At 44.1% G+C, this 12,950-nt stretch carries 13 protein-coding genes; 3 read left to right on the top strand and 10 right to left on the bottom strand.

Features of this window, described 5'->3' with window-relative positions; genetic code table 11:
- Positions 1 to 65: 65 nt before the first annotated feature.
- Genes KXD93_RS28070 through KXD93_RS28080 form a run of 3 tightly spaced genes read right to left on the bottom strand, consistent with a single transcriptional unit; the run spans position 66 to position 1,697 of the window.
- The gene (locus KXD93_RS28070; protein WP_258140884.1) at positions 66 to 848 is read right to left on the bottom strand and encodes an enoyl-CoA hydratase-related protein; all 783 of its coding nucleotides are present in this window, start codon (positions 846 to 848) and stop codon (positions 66 to 68) included.
- A gap of 11 nt (positions 849 to 859) precedes the next feature.
- A complete protein-coding gene (locus tag KXD93_RS28075) occupies positions 860 to 1,279 on the bottom strand; it encodes a cobalamin B12-binding domain-containing protein (RefSeq protein ID WP_258140885.1) in 420 nt (139 codons plus the stop codon).
- A 37-nt stretch (positions 1,280 to 1,316) separates the two neighbouring features.
- On the bottom strand, positions 1,317 to 1,697 hold the full coding sequence (locus KXD93_RS28080) for an endonuclease domain-containing protein (protein ID WP_258140886.1): 381 nt from the start codon (positions 1,695 to 1,697) through the stop codon (positions 1,317 to 1,319).
- A 501-nt stretch (positions 1,698 to 2,198) separates the two neighbouring features.
- Between KXD93_RS28080 and KXD93_RS28085 the strand changes: the two genes are divergently transcribed.
- Together KXD93_RS28085 and KXD93_RS28090 are read left to right on the top strand one after the other, a co-directional pair.
- On the top strand, positions 2,199 to 3,857 hold the full coding sequence (locus KXD93_RS28085) for a glutamine--tRNA ligase/YqeY domain fusion protein (RefSeq protein ID WP_258140887.1): 1,659 nt from the start codon (positions 2,199 to 2,201) through the stop codon (positions 3,855 to 3,857).
- Positions 3,858 to 3,969: 112 nt separating this feature from the next.
- Positions 3,970 to 4,503, top strand: coding sequence for a hypothetical protein (locus tag KXD93_RS28090; RefSeq protein ID WP_258140888.1), 534 nt, complete (start codon positions 3,970 to 3,972; stop codon positions 4,501 to 4,503).
- A 41-nt stretch (positions 4,504 to 4,544) separates the two neighbouring features.
- Here the strand turns inward: KXD93_RS28090 and KXD93_RS28095 are convergent, their stop codons facing one another.
- The 5 genes from KXD93_RS28095 to KXD93_RS28115 form a co-directional block, all read right to left on the bottom strand.
- Positions 4,545 to 5,378 carry an N-acetylmuramoyl-L-alanine amidase gene (locus KXD93_RS28095; RefSeq protein ID WP_258140889.1) on the bottom strand — a complete coding sequence of 278 codons (834 nt, stop codon included), beginning with the start codon at positions 5,376 to 5,378 and terminating at the stop codon, positions 4,545 to 4,547.
- Positions 5,379 to 5,438: 60 nt separating this feature from the next.
- A complete protein-coding gene (gene dinD / locus KXD93_RS28100) occupies positions 5,439 to 6,266 on the bottom strand; it encodes a DNA damage-inducible protein D (RefSeq protein ID WP_258140890.1) in 828 nt (275 codons plus the stop codon).
- A gap of 149 nt (positions 6,267 to 6,415) precedes the next feature.
- Positions 6,416 to 7,396, bottom strand: coding sequence for a deoxyhypusine synthase family protein (locus KXD93_RS28105; protein WP_258140891.1), 981 nt, complete (start codon positions 7,394 to 7,396; stop codon positions 6,416 to 6,418).
- Positions 7,397 to 7,554: 158 nt separating this feature from the next.
- Positions 7,555 to 7,929, bottom strand: coding sequence for a DUF779 domain-containing protein (locus tag KXD93_RS28110; protein WP_258140892.1), 375 nt, complete (start codon positions 7,927 to 7,929; stop codon positions 7,555 to 7,557).
- Between the two features lie 76 nt (positions 7,930 to 8,005).
- Positions 8,006 to 9,508 (bottom strand): aldehyde dehydrogenase family protein, encoded by a 1,503-nt coding sequence (locus KXD93_RS28115; RefSeq protein ID WP_308726309.1) that lies wholly within the window; start codon positions 9,506 to 9,508, stop codon positions 8,006 to 8,008.
- Positions 9,509 to 9,665: 157 nt separating this feature from the next.
- Between KXD93_RS28115 and KXD93_RS28120 the strand changes: the two genes are divergently transcribed.
- The gene (locus KXD93_RS28120; RefSeq protein WP_258140893.1) at positions 9,666 to 10,592 is read left to right on the top strand and encodes an AraC family transcriptional regulator; all 927 of its coding nucleotides are present in this window, start codon (positions 9,666 to 9,668) and stop codon (positions 10,590 to 10,592) included.
- 191 nt (positions 10,593 to 10,783) lie between these two features.
- On the opposite strand, the gene KXD93_RS28125 is transcribed toward KXD93_RS28120, so the two are convergent.
- Positions 10,784 to 11,332: an ACT domain-containing protein gene (locus KXD93_RS28125; protein ID WP_258140894.1), complete on the bottom strand. Its 549-nt coding sequence runs from the start codon at positions 11,330 to 11,332 to the stop codon at positions 10,784 to 10,786.
- A gap of 262 nt (positions 11,333 to 11,594) precedes the next feature.
- Positions 11,595 to 12,662: a serine hydrolase domain-containing protein gene (locus tag KXD93_RS28130; RefSeq protein WP_258140895.1), complete on the bottom strand. Its 1,068-nt coding sequence runs from the start codon at positions 12,660 to 12,662 to the stop codon at positions 11,595 to 11,597.
- Positions 12,663 to 12,950 lie beyond the last annotated feature (288 nt).

Genomic DNA, 12,950 nt, shown 5'->3' on the forward strand with positions numbered 1-12,950 from the left:
TGATTAACAGCAAATTAATTTTGACCTTTTTTGTCATTTGGTCAGGGCTGTGTAAAAATATTAGCTTAACGACCCTTAAAAGCGGGTTTTCGTTTTTCAAGAAAGGCTGATACGCCCTCCTTAAAGTCTTCAGTTCCGAAACATTTCCCGAAATTTTCTATCTCTGTTTCAAATCCGTTGACGCTATCTTTCAGCCCGGCGTTTACTGCAGTTATCGCAGCTGCTATGGCAAGCGGCGCGCGCGATAATATTTTGTTAAGGATCTCTTCGGCTTTAATTAACAATTCGTCCGGGGTGGTTACGTGGTTAACCAGGCCCAATTGAAGCGCTTCTGCAGCAGGGATCATATCGGCAGTCATGATCATCTCCAACGCTTTGCCTTTGCCAACTAATTGGGTCAATCGCTGTGTGCCGCCGTAGCCGGGCATCAAACCCAGGGTAACTTCAGGCAAGCCCATTTTAGCATTATCAGAAGCTATGCGGATATGACAAGCCATCGCCAGTTCCAATCCGCCACCCAGAGCAAACCCATTAACAGCAGCCACTACCGGTTTGCTGCCATTTTCAATTAAATTGAAAACTGCGTTATGCCCAAGTTTGGCCAGCTCAGTGCCTTCTTTAATATCCAAATCAGCAAACTCTGAAATGTCTGCCCCGGCAACAAATGCCTTTGGGCCGGCACCTGTAATAATGATACCGCCAACGGTTGCAGTGCTGAACGCTTCGGTAATGGCAATATGCAACTCGGCAAGGGTAGCCTTGTTAAGCGCATTCAGTTTACTTTCGCGGTTGATGATTACGTAGCGAATACGCTCCTTGTCTTCTATCAGTAAATTCTGGAATGGCATAATAAATCAGTTTAAAAATTCCGGTGCAGGTGCACCCAATTTGTTATGTATTTAACAATATCCTGCGTACTTGTTCCGGGAGGAAACAGCTCGCCAACGCCAATCTTTTGCAGTTCGTTCATATCCTCCTGCGGGATTATCCCGCCACCGGTAACCAGCACATCATCCATTTTTTTCTCCTTTATCAGGTTCATGATCTTCGGGAAAACCGTCATGTGTGCACCGGAGAGGATAGAGATACCTATGGCATCCACATCCTCCTGCAAAGCAGTATTCACCACCATTTCGGGTGTTTGGCGCAGGCCGGTGTAAATCACCTCCATCCCGGCATCGCGCAGCGACGTGGCAATAATACGAGCGCCGCGGTCGTGCCCGTCCAGCCCAACTTTGGCAACTAAAACACGGATGGGGCGGTTAAATGGATTGCTCATTAATAGCTGATTGGTTGGGGTAAAAGTAAGAAGAAAATTAAGCTATTGTATTATTACTCTTAGAAAGGTACTTGTCGAGTTGTTCAATCACTTTATTTAATTCGTTCTCAACCTCAGCATTTGTAAACCGTAAAATATTAAATCCCCATTCCTTCATCACAATATCACGGTTATTATCATATTCCTTCTTCAACAAATGGATTGGTCCATCAACTTCAATAACCAATTTGTACCTGGCGCAATAAAAATCTGCAATGTAAAATGCCTTCCTGCCGGTGCCCTGGATAATAAATATGGGAAACTGACGCAAAAATTTCTCGCCACCTATATTCCGTCTCCTTATTTCATCCCATAATATTTTTTCGGCCGGTGTTTGGTTGTTTCTAAGCTGGCGGCAAAGATCAGTGACGGGGTTCATGGGCTTAAAGGTTGCGGTGCTTGATATAGATAAACTAAATGTACAGATTTTTTTATTCACCCCACAAGTCGGTCCTACTCCTAAACTTATTTTACCCCACCCTACCTCCCCTTATAAAGGGGAGGAGCTAGGAAGCCTTTTTGAATCATTTTCTAAACCATGCAAATCACCCCTCCCCCTAAGCTTAGGGGGAGGCCGGGAGGGGGTATGAAATGTTTGTGATGAAGAAAATGCTTGTTTGGGGAGCCCGGCCATTGGCATAATCTCCAACAGGCAATTTCGCACCCCAATAACCTTGTTTTTACCTCACCCAGCCTCTCCTTATAAAGGAGAGGAGCTAGAAAAGCTTATTTCTCTACACCAGGCCGATCACCCCTCCCCCTAAACTTAGGGGGAGGCCGGGAGGGGTTATGAAATGTTTGTGGTAAAGAAAATGCTTGTTGAAGAACCGTTAGCCTATCAAATTCCAATTTCTTACCTTTGCCCGATTGTACAAATATCATGAGTGAAGAAAGATCATTAAATTTTATAGAGGAGATAGTTGAAGAGGATTTAGCCGCCGGCAAAAACAATGGCAGAGTACTTACCCGTTTCCCCCCCGAGCCTAACGGATACCTGCATATTGGCCACGCAAAGTCGATTTGTTTGAACTTTGGATTGGCGCAGCGTTACGGTGGTAAAACTAACCTTCGCTTTGATGATACCAACCCAAGTAAGGAAGAAACCGAATACGTGGATAGTATTAAAGCTGATGTAAAATGGCTTGGCTTTGAATGGGCCAATGAATTGTACGCATCCGATTATTTTGAGCAGCTTTATGCATTTGCCGTTAAGCTTATAAAAAAGGACCTGGCTTATGTTGATGACAGTACTTCTGAAGAGATAGCCGCACAAAAGGGCACGCCAACAGAGCCCGGTACGCCAAACCAGTACCGCAGCCGCAGCATTGAAGAAAACCTGCAGTTGTTTGCTGATATGAAAGCCGGGAAATATCCCGACGGTGCCAAGGTATTACGCGCAAAGGTTGACCTGGCATCGCCAAATATGCTGATGCGTGATCCGCTGATGTACCGCATTAAGCATACCCACCATCACCGCACCGGTGATGCATGGTGTATTTACCCCATGTATGATTTCGCCCACGGCGAGTCGGATGCGATCGAGGAAATTACCCACTCGGTTTGTACGCTTGAATTTGTGTCACACCGCGAATTGTACAACTGGTTTATTGAAAAGCTGGAGATCTTCCCTTCAAAGCAATACGAGTTTGCCCGTTTAAACCTTAACTACACAGTGATGAGCAAGCGCAAGCTGCTGCAGTTGGTTGAGGAAAAGCAGGTTGACGGCTGGGACGATCCGCGGATGCCTACCATTAGCGGTTTACGCCGCCGGGGTTATACGCCTGCATCTATCCGCGAGTTTTGCGAGCGCATTGGTGTTGCCAAGCGCGAGAATATGATCGACGTTGGTCTGCTGGAATTCTGTATCCGCGAGGACCTGAATAAAACAGCCTGGCGCCGTATGGCCGTGCTTGATCCTATTAAAATGGTGATCACCAATTACCCCGAGGGTCGAACAGAAAATCTTTATAGCGAAAACAACCCTGAGGTTGAAGGCGGTGAAGGCGGCCGGGACATCCCGTTCAGCAATGAGCTTTGGATAGAGCGCGAGGATTTTATGGAAGAACCGCCAAAGAAATTCTTCCGGTTGGGCGTGGGCCTGATGGTGCGCCTCAAAAGCGCCTATATTGTTAAATGCGACAGTTTTGTTAAGGATGCCGATGGCAATGTAACAGAGATCCATTGTACTTACATCCCGGAATCGAAATCACAGAATGATACCAGCGGGATCCATGTTAAGGGGACTATCCATTGGGTGAGCGTACCGCATGCCAAAACTGCTGAAGTGCGTTTATATGATCGCTTGTTTAAGGTGGAAGACCCGTCAAACGAGGATGGTGATTTTAAGGAATATATAAACCCGAACAGTTTACATGTATTGCCCAATGTTTACATTGAGCCTGATCTTGCAACTGCTGTTGCCGGCAAAGGGTACCAATTTATGCGCAAAGGTTATTTTACGCTCGATAAAAACTCAACCAGCGACAAGCTTGTATTTAACAGAACGGTAACCTTAAAGGACGGTTGGGTTAAGAAATAAGCGTTATTTTTGTGCGCTGCAAAAAGCCAATCCTGAGGGTTGGCTTTTTTTGTATAAATATAAAAAACGCCAATAGGGTAACAATAAGGCCATTTTTACCGTAAAAGACCGCATGAAACAGACAACAAAATTTTTAATTGCGGTAATGGCTGCTGCCATTACGTTGGGCTCCTGCAAAAAGAGCTCCGACCCGAACGCCTCCAGCACGCAATCAATGAAGCTCACATTGAACGGGAAAGCTGTAAGCTATAGTGCATGTTTAATAAGTACTGCTGAAGCCGGCTCATCAAAGCAAACGATAATAACCGGTACTACTCTTGCTAATGGCGTTCCAACCGGTGCTACTTTTGAAGTTGAGCTTTTTAAGGATATTGCCTTAATTAAAGCAGGCGATGTGTTCCCTGCTTCTACCGTGTTCGCCCAGGCAAATAGTTCAGCACTATTATACTTCCCGAACGATAATGATTTTTTCGCAACCCAACCGGGGAATCCACAAGGAACAGTTACCATCACAGCTGTAACTTCCGATATTATTAAAGGGACCTTTTCCGGTAAATTATTTACACAAGACGATTACGAAGGCAAAACTGTGAAGTACACAGCTACAGGCGGCACCTTTGTTGCTTCAAAAAGTATTGGCAAATAAAAACTTACCGGCAAAATTGTTTTGCTAAAGGGGGCAGTCCCCTACTGCCCGCTATATTTAACGTATACATTGTATAGCACATTCAAATCCAGCTGCGTTAATTGCGGAGTGATGTCGGTTTGAACAAAATGCCGCTTAAAGGCCACTACTGCTGCATTAAGATCTGAAGTATCGTAACCTATCAGCTTAAGCGCTATGGTGTAGTCAAAATTTTCAGGCGGAAGCTCTAATAGATCGTCGCTCCAAAATCCGAAGCCATGTTGGGCGAGCGTTTTCCATGGGAAAAGGGGTCCGGGATCTGGTTTACGTTTGGGTGCAAAATCCTGGTGACCGATGAAGTTTGCCTGTGGGATGTTATAGGCTTTTTTAAGCTGTGCCAATAAGATAAGCAGGCTATTGATCTGCTGATCGGTAAATCTTTCCTGGCTGTTATTATCTATCTCGATGCCTATCGAGCAGCTGTTCATATCCGTAACGCTTCCCCATTTTCCCAACCCGGCGTGATTGGCTCTTAAATAATCATTTACCATGTGGAACACCTTGCCGTTTTTGGCGATCACATAGTGAGCGCTGGTTTGCGTAGTTGTAACGGTAAAGGTTTTTAGCGTTTGCTGCACCGAATCCTGAGCGGTAAAGTGGATGATCACAAAATTAGGCTTCCGGATGCCGAAATTAACTGTGCCTACAAACTCCGAGGGGATCGCCATGCCGGAGCTATCAGTCAAGGTTGCCGGTAGTTCCTGTTTTATGGTTTCTGTAAAATCTTTTGTCTTGTCTTTATAAAATTTATTGGTTAGGGCGTATGGGCCCTTAGGGGAGCAGGCGGAGATGAACACCACGAATAACAATAGTAAATGGGTACAGGTACTTTTCATAAAATAATGCTGTAGCTAATTTACATAAATAACATCACTAATGTTTTATCAACACCAGCGTTAGTTTCTTTTATTTACTTTCTTTCCATCGGTGTCTAACCGTCGTTCCAATTTCTTTACGTCTTCAGCTGCGGGAAGAGCTTCCGGTTTTACGCCTCTTTTTAACAGAATGTCTCTTACCGCCTTATTATTATCGACATGTTCCTTTGAAATAGACGATTGATTATTCAGGTCTTTTTCAATTACATTATGGCTGGTTAGTTCATTTGCAAAATCTTTTGCTTTGATTGTGAGGGTAGGGAGGAAATCAGCTAAGGGCTTAGCCGCCGGCACACCCAGCTTTTTCTTCATATCATTAGTACTGAAGCCGCCAAATAAGGCCTGATCACCCTTGGAGCGGATGATTGCAAAGCCCTGGCTATCTACACCACGTTCATATAAAATACCGGATAGTTTTTTCTCGGATTTAGATAGTTTATCGCGAGCTGTAACTCGTTCTACGTCTATCAGGCGTTGTTCAATAATCTCTTGCTTGCGCGTTTGAACAGCAAAATAAGTTTGAGCAAACGCAATTGCCGGTTTCGCTGGGTCGCCGTTTTGAGCAATCAGGTAACAAGCATAGCGGGTTAATGCGATATCTTCAAGTTCTCTTTGTGCTCCGTTTGCTATCGCGATCATTTTACCGACATCGGCAAAATGATCTGAGACGCTGGAATCGGCATTTTCACACGCTTTTTTTGCTTTATCAATTACATTTATAAAATTAGTCCATTTGGAATATCCTAAGATTTCCTGTAACTCTCTCGCGCTCCAGCATTCTATTCCATTATAGTTATAACAGGCTTGTTCAAAGCGACCAAATAATTCAACTATTACTTCCTTTTTCATAAATGTGAATAAAATGCAATATAATTCTCTGTCAACAATAAAACAAACAAAATGCTAAAAATATTGGCAATTCATAGTGTTGATGATTGAGCACAAAAAAGCCCGACCTCATTCTGAAATCGGGCTATAGTCGTTAAGACAAGTTCAGTTTATTGTCCCAAAATCCATGCAAAAATCAATGGTACAACTATAGTAGCATCACTTTCTACAATAAATTTAGGCGTATGAATATCTAACTTACCCCAGGTTATTTTTTCGTTTGGAACAGCTCCTGAATACGAACCGTATGAAGTTGTTGAATCAGAGATCTGGCAGAAATAGCTCCAGAACGGAATTTCGGGCATTTCCATATCCTGGTAAAGCATTGGCACAACGCAGATAGGGAAATCGCCGGCAATACCGCCACCGATCTGGAAAAATCCTACTCCCTTACCGCCTGAGTTTTCGGGATACCAGCCGGCTAACCAGGCCATGTATTCGATACCGCTCTTCATGGTTGAAGCTTTTATTTCACCTTTGATTACATACGAAGCAAAGATGTTACCCATTGTGCTGTCTTCCCATCCCGGTACTACTATCGGCAGGTTCTTTTCGGCAGCAGCCAGCATCCATGAGTTTTTAGGGTCTATCTCATAATATTGTTCCAATACGCCGCTTAGCAGCATTTTGTACATGTATTCATGCGGGAAATAACGCTCACCTGCGGTGTCTGCATCCTTCCATAATTTATAGATATGCTTTTGTAAGCGGCGGAAAGCTTCTTCTTCGGGGATACAAGTATCGGTAACACGGTTATAATGGTTCTCTAATAAGTCCCACTCATCCTGCGGACTTAAATCGCGGTAATTAGGCACACGTTTGTAATGTGAATGTGCTACCAGGTTCATGATATCCTCTTCCAGGTTCGCTCCTGTACAAGAAATGATGTCGATTTTTCCTGCGCGGATCATCTCGGCAAGCGAAATGCCTAGCTCTGCGGTGCTCATGGCGCCTGCTAAGGTAACCATCATTTTTCCGCCTTCAAGCAGGTGGGTTTCGTATCCTTTTGCTGCATCAACCAATGCTGCTGCGTTAAAGTGCAGGTAGTTTCTTTCAATAAACTGCGATATCGGGCCTTTTGTAGTGCTCATGTCCGGATCAATAAATTTGCTGCAAAAGTAGGGATTTTGGTGAATTTAAAAGGCGAGGCGCAAATAAATACACGTGAAATCTGTTTTAAGATATGCGAGCGGCTTTTTCATAGCGATGGGTTTTAAACCCATCGCTATAATTCGATGCGCTAAAAAGATCAATCCTCAATAAATTCAACGGGTTCCAAATCCTTCATTTCTTCATCGGTAAATAACCTGGAGTGGATCATAAAACGAAAGCCGGAGGGGATCTCAATCGAAAAACTGGAGCCCCGGCCTTTGGTTACGCCGATGGTAAGCTGGGTATGTTGCCAATATTCAAACTGGTCCTTGCTCATCCAAAATTCACAGCCATCAATGGTGCCGAGTTTTACATCGCTGCCGCCGAGTTTAAATTCGCCCTTCTCAAAACACATGGGTGATGAGCCGTCGCAGCAACCCCCGCTCTGGTGAAACATCAGATCGCCGAAGCGGCTTTTTAAATCCGCAATCAGGCTGGAAGCATCGGCATCTACTAAAACTCTTTTTGTCATGATGATATTTTAAATGAAAAAGCACATACCCGGGTTAGTCAATCCCGGTGCATGTGCAGGATCAGTTAATCAGTTACTAAAAAAAGCCCAGTTTGTTTTTGTTGTAGGAAATCAGCATGTTCTTTGTCTGGCGGTAATAGCCTAGCATCATTTTATGATTCTCGCGGCCAAAGCCAGATTTTTTATAACCGCCGAAAGGTGCGTGTGCGGGATACGCATGGTAATTATTCACCCAAACACGCCCGGCTTGTATTGCGCGCGGAACCTGGTAAAGTTCGTGTGCATCGCGTGTCCAAACACCTGCACCAAGACCATAAAGTGTGTCATTTGCTATCGCGATGGCTTCTTCGGTAGTTTTAAAGGTAGTTACGCAAGCCACCGGGCCGAAGATCTCTTCCTGGAAGATGCGCATTTTGTTGTGCCCTTTAAACAAGGTTGGCTGGATGTAGTAGCCACCACCAAGTTCGCCGTCCAATTGTTTTATTTCGCCGCCGCAAAGCACTTCTGCGCCTTCTTCCTTGCCGATCTTAAGATACGATTGAATTTTTTCGTATTGATCGTTCGATGCCTGTGCGCCCATCATGGTATCGCCGTCGAGCGGGTTACCCATTTTTATGGCTTTAGTTCTTTCAATTACCCTGGCTATAAATTTATCGTAGATGTTTTCATGTACCAATATGCGCGATGGGCAGGTACAAACCTCGCCCTGGTTAAGGGCAAACATTACTGCGCCTTCTATCGCCTTGTCAAAAAACTCATCATCAGCATTGCCAACAGATTCAAAGAAAATATTCGGTGATTTACCGCCAAGCTCCATAGTAACAGGGATGAGGTTTTCAGACGCATATTGCATGATCAAGCGCCCTGTTGTAGTTTCTCCGGTAAATGATACTTTGGAGATTCGTGGTGATGATGCAAGCGGCTTGCCTGCTTCCGGGCCGAAGCCTGTTACAATGTTTAAAACTCCGGGAGGCAGGATATCTTTTATCAAATCCATCAATATCATGATAGAGGTCGGCGTTTGCTCGGCAGGTTTTACCACGCAGCAATTACCGGCGGCAAGGGCAGGTGCAATTTTCCAGGTAGCCATAAGTAACGGGAAATTCCACGGGATGATCTGTCCAACAACGCCAATCGGCTCATGCAGGCAAATGCTCACGGTATATTCGTCATGCTCAGAAATTCCGCCCTCTTCGGCACGAATCACGCCGGCGAAATAACGAAAATGGTCTACAACCAGCGGAAGATCTGCAGCTCTTGTTTCGCGGATGGCCTTGCCATTATCAATACATTCAACAACTGCCAGGTATTCCAGGTTCTCTTCAATTACATCGGCAATTTTGTTGAGGATGGACGCGCGGTAAGCGGCAGATGATTTACCCCAGGTTGCGAATGCTTCATGAGCGGCATCCAAAGCCAGCTCAATATCTTCTTTGCCTGATCTGGCTGCTTTGGTGAATGCCTTCCCATCAATAGGGGAAATATTTTCGAAATATTCGCCTTTAACAGGCGGCACAAATTTGCCGCCAATAAAATTGTCGTACTTTTCTTTAAAAGCCGGTTTTGCAACAATACTCATGTTTTTTAGTTTTAATTGGTAGTGCTAAGTTAGGCTTGCTGCTTGCCGACCATTTGCACTATGGTATCAAATGGTAGCACAATGCTATCATTTTGGATAAGTATTTGTAAATGAATATTAGTATGCCTAATTTGTACTCAATTTGGCAACCGCCGATATGACCAATAGAAACCTGGTAAACCCGTTATCGCTTTCAACGCAGAAGGAGGTAAGAACGCTTGTAGAAAATCGTAAGGCTTACACTATGAACCATTGTGAGCTAAACATTTTTGAAACCTACGAACGCAGCGAACTGGTGCCACTAACTTTCAGCGACCTGGTAATCACCAGTATGTTGCGCGGCAAAAAAGTGATGCATTTGTTCGACCAACCAGGGTTTGATTACCTGCCGGGTGAAACGGTAATTGTACCGCCAAACATCACCATGAAAATTGATTTTCCGGAGGCAACAGCAAATCAACCATCACAATGTACCGCGCTGGCCATTAACCAGCAGGAGATCATGAACACGCTTGATTTTTTGAACGAGAATTACCCGCGTGAAGACAGGAATACCTGGAAACTGAACTACAACCAGTTTCATTTTTTTAATAATTACGAACTGGCGCAGCTGATCAATAAGCTGATCCGCATCAGCACCGGCGATGCTTTGACAAAGGATGTGCTGGCAAACCTCACCTTGAAGGAACTGCTGATCCGCATTATGCAGATGCAGAACCTGCACGATGTGAGCGCACATTCGCACGAGCTTTCTACCGGGAGCAGGTTTGCCTACCTGCTGGAATATATCCGCGTACACCTCACCGAAAAGCTAAACATCGACGCCCTGAGCCAGATGACATTTATGAGCAAGCCCAGCTTTTTCCGCGCCTTTAAGCAGGAACTTGGCATCTCGCCGGTTGATTATATCATAAAGGAGCGTATCCAGCTGGCAAAGCAGTTGATGAATAATCCCTACAACAGCATCTCCGAAGCTTGCTTTAAAGCCGGCTTTAATAACCTTAATTACTTTAGCCGGGCCTTTAAAAAAATAGAGGGCATTACGCCAAGCGGATATAAGAGCGGGGTAAGGGGTGCGAATTGAGGGACAAAATCAGCACTTTAGCCCATCGTCATTGCGAGGAACGAAGCAACCTCTGCACATGCTAATCAACGAAATACAAACTTTGTGGTGACCTGAATGCCGCATTTTAGGTCACAAAACGCAAGGTTCGTGAGCGTCCTCTGTAGAGATTGCTTCGTTCCTCGCAATGACGATCTGGTTTAGAGATGTCTCTATGCAACCACCACCATCTCCCTATCCACCTCAAAATACTTATCCAATTGCATCAAACTTTTCTCAACTATGAGCCCGCTTTTGCAAAAGCTTAACAGGTACTCGCCATCCAGCCTGTTGTACAGTTCATTCAGATCACTATCCGTTCCCGTTTTTTGGATCACCACCGAATCATCAAAGATCTTGCTTACTGTGGCCCCGTATTTTTGCAACAGCAGCCAAAGGTCGTCATCCATTAATTCGTTCGACACCCGGTAAAAGCCAACTTTATTTAATTCCTGTTCGCCAGGCATATAGGCTATTGCATGATGCACCTCGATGATCTTTTCAATCTTCCGCAGCAAGGTTTGCAGCTCGTTTAAGGGCAGCTTAACTTCCATGGTGATCAATACAATCTCGCTGAGGTCGGTACGCGAAACATTCAGGCAGCCGACGGTATAGCTGCGCCTGTTGAGTATGTCGAGGATCTGGCCGAGCAAGCCTTTTTTATCATCGGAATAAATAGCAATGATGCAATGATCATTTTGGGTGGGCCGGGGTGTTTTCATACATTAATTATTGGTTTTTGAGCAAAAAAAAAAGCCCTCCGGTGTGGAGGGCTAACAACTATCTTTAAATTTTTTATATAGTTAGGTTACCCTCCATTTGTTTAAAATGACAGTAATAACCAGCAGAATCAGGTTAAAATTCAGCGCTGCACCCAAAAGCGGGCTTGCTGAATTAGTGTTTGCGATATGTAAACTATTTATGCGCATTTGAATATTGGCAAGGTAGTAAATTATTTCAATTGTGCAGCTAACCCGTTAATTTTTACTGCCCCAGGTAAGCCGCAATCACCCTCATGCGCATCTTATTTAAATCAACGGTATCGGTATTTGAGAGTAAAATAAACGTAAGCCCTTTATCAGTCAAATGGATCCAATTGGAGTGGTGCCCGTAGCCGGTACCCTGCCTTTCGACAAAAATGGTATTCACTTTCCCAAACTTTTTAGGATACACCCAAAAGCCGAATGCCACGTCGCCAAGCTTTGGATAGGAGGTAAGCATCAGGTCGGCAGTTTTCTTTTTGAAGATCGTATGATTAAAAATAGCCTGGTCAAATTTCAGCAGATCTGTTGGTGTCGAATATATCCCGCCTGCTGAATAATAGTTATCTATATAATAATTGGTGGATGAATAAAGCACAGTTGTGCTGCCATCCTGGTTTGAATACCCCTCATCAATATTTTTTATAATATCCTCATGGTGCAGCAACCCTGTATGGTTCATTTTAAGCGGGATCAATATTTTTTCCTTTAACACCTGCTCATAGGGTTTGTGGTAAACGTTTTCAATTATCTTACCCAATAAAATATAGTCGCCGTTGTTATAATTAAACTTGGTGCCGGGGGTATCTATCAGCTTTTCAGAAACATACCGGGTAATAAACGTATCCAGGGGCCAGGCATCATTACTATACGCTTCAAGCAGCATCTCCCGGTTGCTCAGGTCCTTATGAAACATGCCGCTGGTGTAGGTAAGTAAATTGCGGATAGTTACCTTTTTTGCCGCCTCGCCTTTATAATCGGGGTAATACGTTGATATGGTTGAATCAAGGTTGACCTTGTTTTGTTCCACCAGCTGCATTATTAAAGCCGCCGTAAACGTTTTGGTAACCGAAAATAAATGGAATATAGTTTGGTTGGAATATTTGATGTTATAATGCCTGTTGGCGATGCCTGTATATTTAAGATATTCAATTTTACCATTTTTGGCGATAAGCACCGCGCCGTTAAAGTTTTTTTTGATGCAGGAGTCAACCACCCTGTCAACCCGTTTTACCTGGGCGAAGCTTGTGTTTATAATAAAGAGGCAGATGATAAGGAAGACGGTCTTCATAGTAGTTTAGCGGTTAATGCTGCTAAAATATATAATTGATATTATATTAAAGGGTGAAGGACTGTGGAATTACGGATAAATCGCTTTTAAATTCAATGACAAATAGGGCGCTCCTATGGAGCCGTTAGTTATATTCATCTATGCAATAAACAGGTGACTCCGCCGGAGTCCTTGATTGGCCGCCCAATAGTTCCAGCGGAACTACCTGTTTATAGGACCGTAAGACGCTGTTTAACGGCTCCATAGGAGCCTCCTGTTTTAAAACGATTTTCCTGTGTTGAATTGGCC

The organism is Mucilaginibacter phenanthrenivorans (assembly GCF_024721155.1).
Classification (GTDB): domain Bacteria; phylum Bacteroidota; class Bacteroidia; order Sphingobacteriales; family Sphingobacteriaceae; genus Mucilaginibacter; species Mucilaginibacter phenanthrenivorans.